The sequence below is a fragment of the Shewanella sp. Pdp11 genome (assembly GCF_002838165.1).
Lineage (GTDB): Bacteria > Pseudomonadota > Gammaproteobacteria > Enterobacterales > Shewanellaceae > Shewanella > Shewanella hafniensis.
This window is the reverse complement of sequence record NZ_CP015194.1, coordinates 3,230,274-3,246,354: the sequence shown is the minus strand read 5'-3', so window position 1 is coordinate 3,246,354 and position 16,081 is coordinate 3,230,274. Positions and strand designations below refer to the sequence as shown.

At 46.1% G+C, this 16,081-nt stretch carries 17 protein-coding genes; 4 read left to right on the top strand and 13 right to left on the bottom strand.

Features of this window, described 5'->3' with window-relative positions; translation table 11 throughout:
- Positions 1–50: 50 nt before the first annotated feature.
- Both AYJ58_RS14400 and AYJ58_RS14395 read left to right on the top strand, forming a co-directional pair.
- Positions 51–677 carry a LysE family translocator gene (locus tag AYJ58_RS14400; RefSeq protein ID WP_106650653.1) on the top strand — a complete coding sequence of 209 codons (627 nt, stop codon included), beginning with the start codon at positions 51–53 and terminating at the stop codon, positions 675–677.
- A gap of 186 nt (positions 678–863) precedes the next feature.
- Positions 864–2,621 (top strand): SulP family inorganic anion transporter, encoded by a 1,758-nt coding sequence (locus AYJ58_RS14395; RefSeq protein WP_106650652.1) that lies wholly within the window; start codon positions 864–866, stop codon positions 2,619–2,621.
- A gap of 208 nt (positions 2,622–2,829) precedes the next feature.
- Here AYJ58_RS14395 and AYJ58_RS14390 read toward each other — a convergent pair whose 3' ends face one another.
- Both AYJ58_RS14390 and AYJ58_RS14385 read right to left on the bottom strand, forming a co-directional pair.
- Positions 2,830–3,027, bottom strand: coding sequence for a hypothetical protein (locus AYJ58_RS14390; RefSeq protein WP_106650651.1), 198 nt, complete (start codon positions 3,025–3,027; stop codon positions 2,830–2,832).
- 195 nt (positions 3,028–3,222) lie between these two features.
- Entirely contained in the window at positions 3,223–3,879 is a 657-nt protein-coding gene (locus AYJ58_RS14385) for a glutathione S-transferase (RefSeq protein ID WP_106650650.1), read from the bottom strand.
- Between the two features lie 391 nt (positions 3,880–4,270).
- Here AYJ58_RS14385 and trhO point away from each other — a divergent pair, with 391 nt between their 5' ends.
- Both trhO and AYJ58_RS14375 read left to right on the top strand, forming a co-directional pair.
- Positions 4,271–5,275, top strand: a complete 1,005-nt coding sequence (gene trhO / locus AYJ58_RS14380) for an oxygen-dependent tRNA uridine(34) hydroxylase TrhO (RefSeq protein ID WP_106650649.1) — start codon at positions 4,271–4,273, stop codon at positions 5,273–5,275.
- Positions 5,276–5,614: 339 nt separating this feature from the next.
- Entirely contained in the window at positions 5,615–6,082 is a 468-nt protein-coding gene (locus AYJ58_RS14375; protein WP_106650648.1) for a hypothetical protein, read from the top strand.
- A 170-nt stretch (positions 6,083–6,252) separates the two neighbouring features.
- On the opposite strand, the gene AYJ58_RS14370 is transcribed toward AYJ58_RS14375, so the two are convergent.
- From AYJ58_RS14370 to AYJ58_RS14320, 11 genes are all read right to left on the bottom strand, one after another.
- Positions 6,253–6,483 (bottom strand): DUF2897 family protein, encoded by a 231-nt coding sequence (locus AYJ58_RS14370; RefSeq protein WP_106650647.1) that lies wholly within the window; start codon positions 6,481–6,483, stop codon positions 6,253–6,255.
- Between the two features lie 45 nt (positions 6,484–6,528).
- Entirely contained in the window at positions 6,529–7,266 is a 738-nt protein-coding gene (kdsB, locus tag AYJ58_RS14365; RefSeq protein ID WP_106650646.1) for an 8-amino-3,8-dideoxy-manno-octulosonate cytidylyltransferase KdsB, read from the bottom strand.
- Positions 7,267–7,363: 97 nt separating this feature from the next.
- Entirely contained in the window at positions 7,364–8,434 is a 1,071-nt protein-coding gene (kdnB, locus tag AYJ58_RS14360) for a 3-deoxy-alpha-D-manno-octulosonate 8-oxidase KdnB (protein WP_106650645.1), read from the bottom strand.
- 20 nt (positions 8,435–8,454) lie between these two features.
- Positions 8,455–9,642 (bottom strand): 8-amino-3,8-dideoxy-alpha-D-manno-octulosonate transaminase KdnA, encoded by a 1,188-nt coding sequence (gene kdnA / locus AYJ58_RS14355; protein ID WP_106650644.1) that lies wholly within the window; start codon positions 9,640–9,642, stop codon positions 8,455–8,457.
- Between the two features lie 194 nt (positions 9,643–9,836).
- Positions 9,837–10,454 (bottom strand): carbonate dehydratase, encoded by a 618-nt coding sequence (can, locus tag AYJ58_RS14350; RefSeq protein WP_028760064.1) that lies wholly within the window; start codon positions 10,452–10,454, stop codon positions 9,837–9,839.
- A 298-nt stretch (positions 10,455–10,752) separates the two neighbouring features.
- Entirely contained in the window at positions 10,753–11,190 is a 438-nt protein-coding gene (locus tag AYJ58_RS14345; RefSeq protein WP_106650643.1) for a phosphate ABC transporter substrate-binding protein, read from the bottom strand.
- A gap of 10 nt (positions 11,191–11,200) precedes the next feature.
- Positions 11,201–12,379 (bottom strand): porin, encoded by a 1,179-nt coding sequence (locus AYJ58_RS14340; protein WP_106650642.1) that lies wholly within the window; start codon positions 12,377–12,379, stop codon positions 11,201–11,203.
- Between the two features lie 321 nt (positions 12,380–12,700).
- A complete protein-coding gene (locus tag AYJ58_RS14335) occupies positions 12,701–13,531 on the bottom strand; it encodes an alpha/beta fold hydrolase (protein ID WP_106650641.1) in 831 nt (276 codons plus the stop codon).
- Positions 13,532–13,641: 110 nt separating this feature from the next.
- Positions 13,642–14,355, bottom strand: coding sequence for a M15 family metallopeptidase (locus AYJ58_RS14330; RefSeq protein WP_106650640.1), 714 nt, complete (start codon positions 14,353–14,355; stop codon positions 13,642–13,644).
- A complete protein-coding gene (dapE, locus tag AYJ58_RS14325) occupies positions 14,349–15,488 on the bottom strand; it encodes a succinyl-diaminopimelate desuccinylase (protein ID WP_198555685.1) in 1,140 nt (379 codons plus the stop codon). The genes AYJ58_RS14330 and dapE overlap by 7 nt, the downstream gene beginning before the upstream one ends.
- The gene (locus tag AYJ58_RS14320; RefSeq protein WP_106651830.1) at positions 15,488–15,832 is read right to left on the bottom strand and encodes an ArsC family reductase; all 345 of its coding nucleotides are present in this window, start codon (positions 15,830–15,832) and stop codon (positions 15,488–15,490) included. Before AYJ58_RS14320 ends, dapE begins: the two co-directional genes overlap by 1 nt.
- Between the last annotated feature and the right edge of the window lie 249 nt (positions 15,833–16,081).

Genomic DNA, 16,081 nt, shown 5'->3' with positions numbered 1-16,081 from the left:
TATCGCATCTATTTATGTCAATAAATGTATGCATACAATTTAAGGTGAATATGAATACTGCACTACTCTATGATCCACAATTATGGACCTTGATGGCTTCTGCCGCGTTGTTTTGTGCAACCATGACCATGACGCCCGGACCGAACAATATCCTCTTAGCGAGCTCTGGTGCACATTTTGGTGTGCTGCGTACCGTGCCGCATATTGCAGGGATCCGCTTGGGTTCGACCTCTTTACACCTTGCGGTATTATTCGGGCTTGGCACCTTGTTCGAAGCACTGCCAGTATTGCACCAAGTCTTAAAATATTTCGCTTTAGCGTATTTGCTGTATCTGGCGTACAAATTAGTGACATCGCCAGTACAGAGCACGCATTTAGATGACGGCCGAAAACCTATGACCCTGATTGAGGCCGCCTTATTTCAATGGATTAATCCTAAGTCGTGGATGTCGACCATCACTCTGTGCAGCGCTTTCACTCTCGGCGGTGATGGCTTTTGGCTCAGTGCCTTTCTTGGGGTATTAACCTTTAACTTAGTAGGATTTCCGGCTTCATTTACTTGGGTGTTTGTTGGTGCGGCGATCAGTAAGAAACTCAATACGGATAGACGTAAGCGTCATTTTAATTGGTTTATGGGCAGTTTACTTTTAGTGTCACTGCCGATGATATTGCGCTAACTTAGTGTGCAATCAGCGCCTAACTCCATAAATATTCTGAGGAAAATAATCGCGTAATGATTGGCTTTATGCCATAACCAACATACTATTGCTGGCTGTTAGGTCATGACCTTTTCGCTGAATATTTTCAGTCTCGGTTATACTGGTTAGTGCTTATCTTGATAGTGTGTATATGGAGGTTGCCGAGTGAAGTTCCCTAGTTTGATTTCGTTTATGCCGGGATTGGCGCAATTATTACAATATGAAAAGCAATGGCTTAGGGATGATGTACGTGCTGGCTTGTCCGTTGCCGCCGTGGCATTACCCGTCGCCATTGCCTATGCCCAGCTGACAGGCGTCAATGCTGCTGTAGGTTTGTACTCCTGCGTATTGCCAATGCTGATATACGCGCTATTTGGTACTTCAAAGCAATTAATTGTTGGCCCTGATGCGGCGACCTGCGCCGTAATCGCCGCCGTTGTCACGCCACTCGCTGCGGGTGATAGCATGAAGCACTGGCAGTTAGTCATGACGATGACAGCCATGACAGGCTTTTGGTGCCTGATTGCGAGCCGCTTTAAGCTGGGTGTGCTCGCTGACTTTCTGTCAAAGCCGATTTTAATGGGATTGCTGAACGGGGTCGCGATCACCATTATCGTCGGACAATTTTCGAAGATTTTTGGTTTTACCTTCGACGAGCGCTATTTAATCGAACGTCTCAGTGGCGCCCCTTCTTATTTATCAAGAACCCATTGGCCGACCTTGGCGATGGGGATTGTGACGCTCGCGACCTATGCCTTAGTGAAGCGGTTTCGTCCCCAATGGCCCGCATCTATGTGCGCAATGGCAATGGCGGCGTTCCTCGTTTGGGTATTTAACCTGACGAGCTTTGACATTAGTGTTGTCGGAGAAGTGACCTCAGGCTTACCTTCATTTCAAGCACCGGCTTTTGATTTGGGGATTGCCCGTGAGTTGGTGGTGCCCGCGCTCAACTTAGCCATGGTGAGCTTTGTGAGCATGATGCTGACGGCCCGAAGTTTTGCGGCAAAAAATGGTTACGATATAGATGCAGATAAAGAATTCAGGGCATTAGGTTTAGCCAATATTGCATCCGCCATCTCCCAAGGGTTTGCGGTGAGCGGCGCCGATTCCCGCACTGCGGTTAACGATGCCAATGGCGGCAAGAGCCAGTTAGTGTCCATCATAGCGGCAGTGTTGATTGGCGTTGTCGCGCTGTTTTTTACTGCACCATTGAAGTACATCCCTAGTGCAGCTTTAGGCGTGGTATTGGTGATTGCCTCTATTTCGCTTATCGACCTTAAGTCGCTGTGGAATCTGCGTGTGCTCGATAAGTCAGCGTTCTTGCTTGCGTGTATCACTTTATTTTCCGTGCTATTTATTGGGGTGATTCCTGGGATCACTTTGGCCGTGTTATTGGGATTATTCCAGTTCCTCGCTACGGTAATGCGCCCAACGGATCAAGTGCTTGGCTTAGATCATAAGGGTGTTATCCGTAGCGTCGATGATTCGGGTAAAGCTAAATCTGTGCCTGGCGTATTTATGTATCGCTTTAATTCGCCGTTAACTTACTTTAATGCGACGTATTTTAAACGCCGTTTACTGGAAAAGTTTATTCGGGAATCTGAGCCAGTCGATTGCATCATTATTGATGCCGTGCCTTGTTTTACCCATTTAGATTTAAGCGTGATGGCTATGTTGGCTGATTTACATCAATTGCTTAAAAAGCGTGGAGTACGTTTAGTGCTTGCGGGGCGTAAACGACAGATGCTGAGTTGGTTCGAGCAAGCGGGTATGCAGACAGGGGAAGGTGGGATTTTGATCCGGCCAGATTTGTATCTCGCCCTTAAAATGAATCAAAGCTATAAACAAGCCTTGGCTGAAGGGCAGGCGCCCGTGATCCAAAAAGTCCCTGATGACTCGGTATTGTTGCATAGCCATTTATAGCGAATGGTTTGAATTTAAAGATTAAGTCAAAGTGGATTCATTCAAATAGCGCAGCCTAAGGTTGCGCTATTTTTTATGGATTTTAGTCATGTAAGTCTATGTTTAAAGGCTTATTTATGTGCTTTTATTGGTATGGAAAAGCCTTTAATTGTGCAGGTCAATGATGTCGTGGCAAGTGTTGTCGCCCAATCTGATTGCGTTTGACGGTTTAGTCTTTGAGAATTCTATCGAGGGGAATAAAACCGTGATAACCGTAATATCCCATAGGGCCGAGGATCAGACTAAGTAGACACCATACCCATTTTTTGTTGGTGCTGAGATCCACTTTACTCTTGAAGGCCCTAAGGGCGAAAAGACAATGCAGTAGCATCAGGCCCCCAAGCATAAAAATGATATTGATATCCATATGTTCCAACTGCCTTATCCTTGTGTTCTATCATTCACGCCTTTGAAAGACGTTAAGCGCGGTTACATTTATCTTTAGAAGCTTGCCTTGTGACGGTAGCTAAATTAGCGACCTCACTCACTGGCAAATACCTTACTCGAATATTTTACCGATGGCTATAACATAAAATAAAAATAATCTTTAAATCTTATTGGCTTACACGTCTCCTAACAAGCAAATTGGAGAATGGCTAGCGTCCCAGATCACATATTTTTCCATCGCACGAATAAATATGTCACTCGAAATAAGTCGATTTAGCCAAGCGTCGACTCGCGGAAAATCATCACTCAGCGGATGTTTAAGATCCACTGCGGCAAACTGGCGTACAAAAGGTACGATGGCGTAGTCGGCAAGGCGAGGTGTATCGGCGACTAAAAAGGGGGGTTGCCCTAAGCATGTTTCAAGTTGCAGGAGGAAATGACTCGCCTGCTGATAATAATAAGCTTGCGTTTGCTCAGGGTAACGGTCGGCATATTTATAGCGGTCAAGCCATGGTTTAAATTGCTGATCATTTTGCGCGATAAGTTGTGCCATTTTATCTTCAATAGCAGGACTTTGCTGACACAATAGCTCTAAGGGATCTGCTTGCGTGAGTGCCCAGCGCATGATCTCAAGACTTTCGGCAATCACCTCACCGTTCGCTAGCACTAATACTGGCACAGTCCCCTTAGGTGAGGCCACTAGCATTTGTGGTGGTTTGGCTCTAAGGGTTATTTCACGGACTTCAACATTGCATTGGGCTAATAAGAGTCCCAAACGTGCTCGCATTGCATAGGGGCAACGGCGGAAGGTGTATAAGACGGCTAGAGTCATTCGGATTTCCTCTACTGTGCGGCGCCATGCGTGGAAGTTGATGCGACAAGCCGATGTCAGCGTGTTTATGCATGCTTATTGACGACGCGAGTATGCCAGTATGAATGTTATGTACCAATAGGAGAATACTGCGTAGACCTAATGCAGCGTACATGCGTACAAAGGGCGCTGATGGTAACGCTTTCATCTTGATATTTCTGCTTAATTCGCCAGCTAAAAAAGATTTATCTGACTTCTGTGCGTAAAAAATTAAAGACCCTGTACTTTATCTGTGTTTATCTTGCTGTGACTCAGGTAGAATTCCGCGCTATTTTGGGATCTGTAGCCAGTCTACAGATGATTAATGTGTTTATGCACTGGAAATTAAGTTCCAGCCAGCAAAGAGGGTGTTATGGCTAAAGTTGTCGTGTGTGCGTTATATAAATTTGTGTCTTTACCGCATTTTGAATCTATCCGAGCGCCATTGCTCGCTATGATGGAACAGGCCGAGATCAAAGGCACTCTGCTCCTCGCAAGCGAAGGAATTAATGGCACAGTTGCCGGCACCCAAGAAGCAATTGAAGCATTATTGGTTTGGCTTAACGGCCAAAATGGCCTAGACAATATCGTGCACAAATTGTCATTCGACGATGAAATGCCGTTCTACCGCACTAAAGTCAAACTGAAAAACGAAATCGTGACTATGGGCGTTGAAGGTATTGATCCACTTAAAGTGGTTGGCACCTATGTGAAGCCTCAAGATTGGAATGCGCTGATTTCTGATCCGGATGTGATTTTAGTCGACACCCGTAACGATTATGAAGTGCAAATCGGCACTTTCAAAAATGCCATTAATCCTGTGACTGAAACCTTCAGAGAATTCCCGGAATATGTGAAGCAAAATCTTGATCCTGCTAAACATAAGAAGGTCGCCATGTTCTGTACCGGTGGTATTCGCTGTGAAAAATCAACCGCGTATTTGAAAGAGCAAGGCTTCGACGAGGTGTATCATCTTGAAGGCGGTATTCTTAAATACCTTGAAGAAGTCAAAGTGGAAGAAAGTTTGTGGGAAGGCGAGTGCTTTGTATTTGATAACCGCGTTGCGGTAAATCATGACTTGAAGAAAGGCCAATACGATCAATGTAATGCTTGCCGTATGCCAATCACTGAAGCTGAAAAACAGAGCCCTGCCTATGTGCAAGGTGTCAGTTGCCCACATTGTATCGATAAAATTTCTGACGAGCAGCGTAAACGTTTTGTTGAGCGTGAGCGTCAAGTCAATCTGGCAAAAGCCCGTAACGAAGCGCATATCGGTAGCGATGTGAATCAAGTGATTGAAGCGCGCCGTGAGAAAAAAGAAGCGCAGCGTCGACTCGCCGCCGAGAAAAATAATGCGAAAAAATCGCAAGTGCTTTAACTTTATATTTTATTGGATTAGCAGCAAGTTAGTCATGAGTTTGCACTGAGCTTGTTTGTCACTCAGCTAGCTCCTACATTGCTTTCACTGTAAATATGGTTTGCACTATGGCCCGACTCGTTCGGGCCATTTTTTTATATAGATTTTAGTTTTAGCGTGAATGTGCTTTTAGGCCATTATTTAACTTATTATTTATCATAGCGCTATGCCGAAAACCTTAAATTTATGATAACTTTCAGTCGCTAGTATTAAAAACGTTAGTATTAACAACGCTAGCATTTCAAAAAAGTCGAGTGCTATATACGAAGGGAGCGATTCAGTGCAAGGTAGGCAAAGCGCATGAGCATTTGGAAAGAGCTATACGATATTTTCGATAAGGAACGCAGTCGCTGGCAGCAATCGAGTGCCAGTAAGCAGGCGATTGCCTTCGAGTTAAAAGCCAATTTGGGTTTTCTGGCCGATGCCTTAAGCAGCGGTTTGTCGCAAAGTGCGATCGCCAGCGGTTTAGAATGCAGTATTTTTGAGGCAAAACTGAAACAGGGCGCAGCACTCACTGCATTAAATCACCGTAAAGTGACACTGAAATTTATTGGTGAATTTGCCGAGTTTAATAAATATGTGGGTAAAGAGAACGACGCTTTAGTCGAGAATGCTTACGCTAGAATCAAATCGCTGCAGAAGTTAGTCGCGGCTGAGCCCAATAAAAATCATGATCTTAAGATTAAATCCCTGTTTCGCTTTTTAGTCTTTTTAGTGGCGCACCTTGAGGAGCAGCCATTGAGTCGCACATCAGCGAAAAAAGCTTAAGGTTGATGCGTGGATGAGCCTGTGATTAATACGATTGGTATAAGAGGTAGAAAAGGCGCCTGTGGCGCCTTTTCTATGCTTGCGAGCATTGCTCAGCTTTTTAGCGCAGTCTTTAAGGGGCGTGTTTACGAGTCATATTTCAACACACTCTTTAAAGGCCGCTATTGAGTTTAACGCTTAGGTGGCTCATCAGCTTTATTGGCTTCTGAGTCCGTAGTACAGGGCTTATTTGAAGCCGTTTCTGCGTCATTCTCAGCTGTCGAAGGCTTTATCTGCTTATCTTTACTATGTTGGCCGAACTGCGGCAGTTTGAACTTAGCACTGTACTTCAGCGCAGCAAGATTGCTGGCGATAACACCGACGATCAAAATAATAATGATCCAGACTTCTAAGGTCGACATACTCAGCTCCTGTTTCGAATTGACTCGCGCACACCTAACGGGCGATTAATCAACCGCTAAACGTTGCTCACATTTACGAATGTCTTCTGGCGTATCAACTTCAATAGAATCAAAGGCGCTAATGGCGATTTTGATTTTATGGCCGTACTCTAATGCACGCAATTGCTCGAGTTTTTCCAGATCTTCTAGACGACCTAATGGCAGGGCGGCGAAGGCCTGAACGAATTTGCGGGTATAAGCATACACACCTAAGTGCTTGTAAACGGGGTAATCTTGAGTATCGCGGCCAAAAGGAATACGCGAACGAGAGAAATACAAGGCATAGTTGTTGTTATCGAACACCATCTTCACATGCATTGGATCGTCAAGCTCGGCTTTATTGACGATTTGAAAGCCTAAGGTGGCCATTTCAAACTCACCTGGGTGACGCTCGAAGAGGCTGATGACTTGCTCGATGGATGTTGGGTCAATAAGGGGTTGATCGCCCTGTAGGTTGATCACTAAGTCGTCATCTTTCAGTCCCAGTTGGTTTATCGCATCATTGATACGATCTGTACCCGATGCCGCTTCTGGGCTGGTCATGACCACTTTGCCGCCAAAACCTTCAACGGCCGCTTTAATGCGGTCATCATCGGTAGCGACATAAATATTGGTGAGGCCTTTGGCTAACGACGCGCGTTCATACACGTGTTGGATCATTGGCTTGCCGTTAATCGGGGCTAAGGGTTTGCCCGGGAAGCGGCTTGAACCGTAACGCGCCGGGATTAACAGAGTCACATTCATCAAATTATCCTACTTTTATCAAAGATATACAGTGTAGATATACAATGCATATAGACAAAAGGGCTCACAATTGAGCCCTTTTAACATGTGTTAGAGCTTAGATGCGACGGAACAGGGCAGTCAACATTTCGTCTGTGACTTTCTCTTCCCAACCTGCGCCGTAAACGTTAGCCCATAGTGGACCCATACTCTTAGTCACGGCAACCATTTTTGCTATGGTTTCGTCTGGCAGATCTTTACAGATGTTCTTCGGCAGTGTGATGTTGTGTTTCTTCATCATCAAACGGAACTCTGCAACACCTTCTGGATAGAATTCTTCTAACACGTCAAAGGCGATACAGTTGCCGATACCGTGGTGGTAACCCAAGATATAAGACAGACCGTAAGAAACCGCGTGACAGGCACCCACTTGGCTGTAAGCGATACTCATACCGCCCATGAAAGACGCCATCATCAGCTTGTCGTCTTTTTCTACGTGGTCGTCTAAGTACACTTGGCGACATAAATCCATGGCTTTTTCAGCGTAGGATTTAGAGAATTCGTTTAAGAAGGTACCTTGTAACGATTCAACACAGTGGATATAGCAATCCATACCTGTGTAGAACCATTGGTCCGTTTCCACGCCTTCGATTAACTCAGAATCCATGATGATTTGATCGAATACTGTGTAATCTGAGTTCAGACCTAGCTTACGCACTGGACCACATAACACGGCAGTGCGTGACGCTTCTGCACCCGTACCAGAAATCGTTGGGATACCAATGTGGTGTACCGCTGGGTTCTTGATCAAGTCCCAACCTTGGTACATGGCAGAGCCACCTGGGTTTGTCAGCATCAGCGATACCGCTTTAGCCACGTCCATAGTTGAACCGCCACCTAAACCGACGACGCTCACTGGCAGTTTGCTATTGAAAGCTTGAACTTGTTCAGTCAGGGCGTCGATTTGAATTGTGCTTGGCTCTTCATCAACGTTAACCCAAATCACCATGTCTTGTGCTTTAGCTGGAATGCGGCCCTCAAGGGCTTTGCCTTGATGCACGTCATCGACTAAAAACACCACAAAGTCGTCGGCGGTTTTACGTTCAGCAGCTAACACTTCATCTAATTGGACGAATGAGCCACGGCCGAAGATCATTTTTTCAACTACTTTAAAATTCTTAAAACTCATTGCAACAAACTCCCGTAGAATTATTGGGCAAATGCTTTCTTGATGTTTTCGATACGCTCGGCGATCTGAGCATCGGTCCAAGACAACTTGATGAGCATAGAAATGGTGCGGCTCATAATGGCATCGGATTTAGGCACAGAAACTTGAGTATAGTCAGGTCTATCGGCGATTAATGTGATTGGTAACGCAGCAGATGCCTTAAGCTCCTGAATGTGTTTCCAGTTTTTCAAATAATGCCAGTTGTTTACATACCAGTAGAAGCAGCCATCGACGCCGTTTTCAGCCAGTTTTTTGCTCACTTCTTGCGTGCGCGCTTCGGTTGGCAACATAAAGGTTAAGAAGCCAGCCGAGTCGCCTTCTGGATCTGGGATTTGGCGGAAGGTGACTTCTGGAATAGCGGCCATTGCATCTTTAATGGTCTTTTTGTTTTTACGTTGAATATCGATAATGGTATCGAGTTTACGTAACTGCGCTAACCCTAAGGCGGCATTCATTTCCGAAATACGGAAGTTCAAGCCAATGATAGGGTGTGACTCTGCGCCGCGGTCTTTACCAATGTGGTCATGGCCGTGATCGGAGAACATGTGCGCGTTGTTGTAGATTTCAGTGTTATTGGTAATCACAGCGCCACCTTCACCACAGGTGATGGTTTTGACTGAATCGAATGAGTAACAACCCACATCACCGATAGTACCTAGGGCTTGGCCCTTGTAGCTGCCACCAATGGCTTGGCAAGCATCTTCTAAAATCTTGATGTTATGTTTTGCACAGATGGCTTTAATTTCGTCCATCTTCGCCATAGAACCACACATATGCACTAAGTTGATCGCTTTAGTGCGTGGAGTAATTGCGGCTTCGATACCTTCTGGGGATAAACACAGTGTCTCGTCGATTTCGGCAAAAATCGGAATCGCGCCTGCCATAAAAATCGCTTCAACTGAGGCAACAAAGGTAAAAGGTGGCACGATAACTTCGTCGCCAGCACCAATGCCTGCAGCCATCATGGCCGTTTGCAGCGCAGCAGTACCGCTTGATAAAAGGTGAGCATGCTTCACGTTCATTTTCTCGCAGAGCAGTTGCTCCATATCGCGAGTCTTCCAGCGATCATTACGCATATGGTCGAAGTTGTAACGGAAGGTAAAACCGTTTTCCATAACGTCAGCGACTTCCTGCTTTTCTTCAGGACCAAATAATTCAAAACCGGGCATGGAAGGTATCTCCTTAGAATATGTCGCGCATAGGTCGCGCTGCAATTAACTGGCGGATTATAACTGGGGTAATTGACCCTTGCGATGTTTTATTGCTGAAAATTGTCATGGAAAAAGAAAAACCTGCACAGGGGCAGGTTTTATCTGAGCATAGATGGCACTCAGCGGGGGCTTAAAAGCACATATTCAGGCTGTTAGCGTGGATTAGCTAAGCCATGTTCACGGTCGACCGTGACATCTAAATCTGTCAGTAAACCGTTATCAATGCCGTAAATCCAGCCGTGTACTGCCACTTCTTGGCCGCGATCCCAGGCTTCTTGCACTATGGTTGAACTGGTCACATTAGCAACCTGTTCAATCACGTTGAGCTCGCACAGGCGATCAAAACGTTTAGCTTCATCCATCTGTTGTAATTCTTCCTGATAAATACGGTAGATATCACGTAAATGCCCGAGCCAGTTATCGATTAATCCCAAACGTTGCTGACCCATGGCCGCGCGCACACCACCACAGCCGTAGTGACCCACTACCATAATATGCTTCACCTTGAGTACATCAACGGCGTATTGCAGCACAGATAAGCAGTTAAGATCGGTATGGATAACCATGTTGGCGATATTACGGTGAACAAAGACTTCACCCGGCATAAGATCAATGATTTGGTTAGAAGGTACGCGACTATCCGAGCAGCCAATCCACAGGTATTCAGGATGTTGTTGTTTCGCTAATTGCTCGAAAAAATCAGGATTCTCTTGGCGTATACGTCCGGCCCAGCGGCGGTTGTTGTCGAATAAAGGTTTGAGTAGTTTCATTTTAACCTATTGTTTTATTGACATATAAAATGTCTTCTCATGCTCTAATTCATGCAAGCAGCACATTTTTAGCAAGAGTATACCAGCAAAATTGGCTCTGCTGGTCTATCCAATTAAGGTTTGAATCGGGATATTGAGGAATCGAGATTATTTTTTATTAATAGTTCTGTAAATGAATAGGTTCCCTCTGGGGATCTAAGCGCCATTTGTTAGCGTGTTTGGGGGTGATATTGCACTAAAACTGAGTGAACGCCTTGTCCGCTAAAAATTAAGGCGGACAAGGATGATGTGTTATGGGTTAGAACTTACTGATCACTTTTACACTATCGTTCACCTCGCTGACGTCAACAAACCCGATCATATTCGGATTGGCGGCAATCAATGAGAGCATTTCAGCGCTCGAGTCGACGACTTTGGGTGGTTGACCTTGGCCTGAAAAGACCAGTTTTGACCAATAGGCTTTGAGCTGACTCTCCGTTTTATTGAGGATTTGCTTCACGAAGGCATCACGAGCGGGTGAGCCTTCGGGCTGATCGAGCGCAACCACAGTCCCTCCACTCGGGAAAGACTTGAGTTTACCTAAATAGATACGTGAAATATCCGCAGCACTAATTTCGGATGTATTTGAAGGATGTACCACGACGGCAATTTCGGCTTGCACATAGGCACTGCCAAGTAAAAGTGCACTAGCAACTAAGGTTTTCATCATCAACCGAGATCTTATTAATAGTTTCATGTTTAACTCCTTAAAAAACTAAGTCTATTGCCATACTCAGCAACTGTTCATCGGAGGACGGTTTGTCATTGCTGTAGTTGGTGTACTCCAGTTTTAGTGCGGCTGAGGGATGGAAATCCCAGCGTGTACCTATGATGTAGTAGGCGCTGTCTTCTTGCTGTGCTTCAAGTGCTGCTTTTGTACCGAAAACCAGAGGCGCTAGCGCAGCTTGGTTTGCTGGTGGCAGACTATTGTATAGCGGTAACATGCCGTCATAGGCATCGTATTGTGGATCACCTTTGTCAATACCGTAGGTTAAATGAAAAGTGAAATCTTTATAGCGGATCCCGCCGGAAACAAAGGCTGAATCTTGAATATTAAAGCTACTGGGATCGACGTCAATTCGGGTGTATTCAGCCAAGATAAACCATTTACCCGCATCATATTTAACGTTAGCACCTATGAGTAACGCGCTGTCGTTAATGGGTAAAAGATCATCGACCACTTGCTGACTAAATAACCCTGTTTGGGCAATCGCATCACCTAGGCCCAATAGAGCAGGTAACTCGTAGGAGAAATCAGTCACTATGCCGATATTCAAGCCGTACTCAAACCCTGAGGTTACAAAGTTGAAGTTCATTATGTGGCCCTCGGCGGAGAAGGGCGCGGGAGGTGTTGATGAACCTATAGGCGCATAGTCAGAAACAGAAGTCGTAATATACTTATAGGTCAAACCGACTTCGGTATCGCCCCATAAATCGGAATATACTAAGCCGACACCTTCGCCTGAATTAAATGGCAGTGAATAAACGCCGCGGGGCGGGGTGATCCAGTGATAGGCATAACCTACGTCAATATAATCTGAGTATTTATAGAGGTTAAAGCGTTGGCGGCCCGCCATCAGCATAAGTTTGTCGCTGATGTCGTAGGAGATATAAGCCCATTCGAATTCGGCACTGTAATCGTTATTGCCTCTGGATAGCACTTGCGCAGTGGCTCTTAGGCCACTACCCAGATCGGCGGTAAATTGTAAGGCAACTTTAGAATCGTTATTAAAGTTGATTTCTTTGTCATAACCATAATAGCTTTTATCGTCACTGAGACTCGAGCCCGCGACAATAGAGGCAAATCCATTTATTTGAACATCGGCATAAAGAGACGGCATATAAAGTGTGCTGAGCACGCAGAGGGCAACTGTACTTTTTCTCATGGCAGAATACCTTGTTGAGGGAATACAGTAATAAAGGTAGTTGATAAATGGTAGATTTCACCTTTATGCAACATTTTTTGAGGCGCTGACGACAAAATGGTGATTTCTATTTGTTAATGCAGATTTTATGGGGAAGTCTTTGAAAGTTCAGTGGGCTAATCTGCGAAGCAAAATCAGCTAAAGCCCAATGTATGCATGGGACAAATAGGGATTGAACCTGGGTTCGGTATTGATGATGTGGATTAAGCTGAAATAGCTGTCTTCAAGATGCGAATGTCCACATCTTGAAGATTTTATTGAGTGACGGTATTTAGCAGCAGATTAGTGATGTTGTGCGAGAAAATCGGCTAAGTGTTGATTGATAAATTCCGCTTGTTCAAGGGTCGAGATATGTCCCGCCGCAGGAATATGCACCAGCTGACTGCCATCGATGGCATCGCTCATTAGGTAGCTTTCTAGTACACTGCGTGCTTTATCCTCAACGCCCGCCATGATAAGGCAAGGCAGCGTTAGCTGCTCGGCATCTTCCATAGTATCGCGACGACCAAAAATCATTCGTCCCAGTTTCACTATCGTGGGGATTTTTTCCGCTGAGATTGTGGCAAGTGAGTGTTCAAAGCCAGCGACCAGTTCAGGTGTGCTATGCGCGGCATTACTTGCGAAGAACAAAGGTGAAATCGCACTGATAAGCGCCGCAGGGATCGTTTTAGCGGCGGTAATCATATCCAGCATGCCATCATATTTCGCGCGGGTCACTTCGGGTTCAAAACCAATAAAGCTGTTGAGCATCACGAGGGTTTTAACTCTTGTTGGTGCTTTCAGTACCAATTCTGCGCCCCACATAGCACCAACAGATTGTCCGATAACACTAAAGTCAGTGATATTGAGGGCATCCATTAAGGCCAACATGTGATCGGCAATATCGAGCAGCGTTTTACCATTATCGGGCAGTAAATCTGACTGACCATGACCCCACAGTTCTGGCACGATACAGCGGTAATGGGCACTTAGCGCGGCAATTTGAGGCGCCCACATGGCGCTATCCCACAAATAACTGTGACCAAACAAGAGTACAGGGCCTGTACCGACATCAAGGTAACTTAATTTACGATCGGCAATCATGAGCTGCTGACGGTGTGAAGAAAAATCCATAAAGCCTACTTAATCAAATATATCGTTATGTTAAGCCGTATTCTGGCGCCAATTTGGGCGATAGATCGCTGGGCTTAACCTTTACAAAATCTGCGGCGAATATCCCACAGCTAAGGCTGAGCGATACGCAGCACGTATTCATCCACTAGATAGTCTAATCGGGCGAGTACCGCATCTTTGAGCAACATATCACTGTTTTCTAAAAGGATTGCCAGTTCGGCACGATCGAACTGTGGTAACAATAATTGCGCAACAGGGAAATAGCTGATGTGCCAAGGCTCAGGACTGACCGCGCTTTGCCCCTGTTGAAACGGGAAATAAAAGCCAAAATCATGGGCATTTTCCACCAGCCAAGCATGCAATTTTGCGCAGGGGCCAGTTTGGCCATATTCAGCTTCGATAAGGCGAAGGGCTTTGACATCAATTTGATCCGCATCGAACACATCGAGATCGGTACCCCAGTGGTGACGTGAAGCACCGGGCAGCGCCGACCAGAGCAAAATCAAGTCGACGATGGCATCGTCACTCAGTCCCTTAATGCTCACCGCCTGCTCATTGGCATCCAATACCGCGCGTTTACCGCTGGCCTTGGCATTCCAAATTGCCAGTTGTCGCTCAAAAGGGCGATGGGCAGAGCAGATGGCGAGTGCTATGCCCGCATCTTTGGCTTTTTGAGCCATCGCATTAAAGGCGATGGCGGTGTTCGCTTCGAGCCAAAAGCTATGATACCCATGGTGATACGGACTTAAATATTCCACCAATTCAGTGGCGTTTAAGCCGTAAAGCCTAGCGGTTTCGGGACGGATCTCGAGGTGTGTTAGCACAATAGTTGTTCCAAAATCACTTCATAACACAGGGCTAGCTGCTCAAGGTCGTCCACTTTAACGCATTCATTCACTTTATGAATGGTGGCGTTCACTGGGCCAAGCTCTAACACTTTAGCACCCGTTGGCGCGATAAAGCGTCCGTCCGATGTGCCGCCCGTGGTTTGTGGATCGGTTTCATAACCTGTGACTTGGCGAATTGCAATACGGGTCGCGTCAAGCAGTGGGCCATCGCCAGTTAAAAATGGCAGACCATTGAAAATCCAGCTGATATCGTAATCTAGGTCATGGGCTTTCAATAAGGCTTCAACCCGCTCAATCAAGATTTCGGCGGTCACCTCGGTGGAGTAACGGAAGTTAAACATCACGTCCAGTGCGCCGGGGATCACATTCGATGCGCCGGTACCGCCATTAATATTGGCGATTTGGAAGCTGGTGGGGGGAAAGAACTCATTGCCATTATCCCAGTGCATCTGACTCAGCTCGGCTAAGAAAGGCGCGGCTTTGTGGATTGGGTTATCGGCAAGGTGTGGATAGGCCACGTGGCCTTGAATGCCTTTCACGGTTAAGTTGCCGGTTAAGCTGCCGCGGCGACCATTTTTTACCACATCGCCCAGCTTTAGGGTCGATGAAGGTTCGCCGACTAATGCCCAGGTGATCTTCTCATTGCGCGCTTCTAAGGTATCAATGACTCGCGTCGTACCGTTAATAAATGGGCCTTCTTCATCGCTGGTGATCAAAAAGGCGATTGAACCATGATGATCTGGATGTTTAGCGACAAAGCGTTCGGTGGCAATGACCATAGCCGCCAATGAACCTTTCATGTCCGCAGCGCCGCGGCCATATAAGTAGCCATCAATGATGGTGGGCACAAACGGCGGCGTGTGCCAGCGGCTTACATCGCCCGTTGGCACAACATCTGTGTGGCCGGCAAAACAAAAGACCGGACCTTCATTGCCACGGCGAGCCCACATATTGGTGGTGTCTTCAAATACCATAGGTTCGATATTAAAGCCGATGGCGCTGAGTCTTTCCGCCATTAAGGTTTGACAGCCTTCATCAAGCGGCGTCACCGAAGGGCGGGCAATCAGCGCTTTTGTTAGTTTAGTTACAGGATAATCGTCGGCTGGCATCATAGTGAAAATACTCTTTTATAGGCGGCTTCATCAAAGCCAATCAGCACGTGTTCACCGACGACCAAGACGGGGCGTTTGATCAGTGTCGGTTGCGCCAGCATAAGTTGAATGGCTTTGGCTTGATCGATATCGGTTTTATCTGCGTCACTGAGGGCACGAAAACTTGTGCTGCGCTTATTGAATACGGTTTCCCAGCCTGAGGTTTTACACCAGAATTCGAGGTCTTCTTGACGTAGGCCGTCATCTCTAAAATCATGGAAATGAACTGGAAGTTGATGATTTTCAATCCATTTACGTGCTTTACGCACTGTATCGCAATTCTTAATACCGTAGAGGGTCAAAATGATGCTCCAGTGTGGATGGACGCTTGGCTGGCAAGCATTGATTTTGCTGGCATTGTGGCATTGTGCGCCGCATGTCACAAGTGGGATGTGTTGCTGAGATAGTGTGAGCATAAAAATGTCAGTGTATCCGCCTTTACATGCCTGCTGTTGTGGGCTAGCAAGCATTATCTGAGCATGTGGGAAGTCGCTTGGTTTGTATGAAAAACAGGCTAAAGGCTTAAGCGTCGTTTAAGTTTTCCGCTCTAA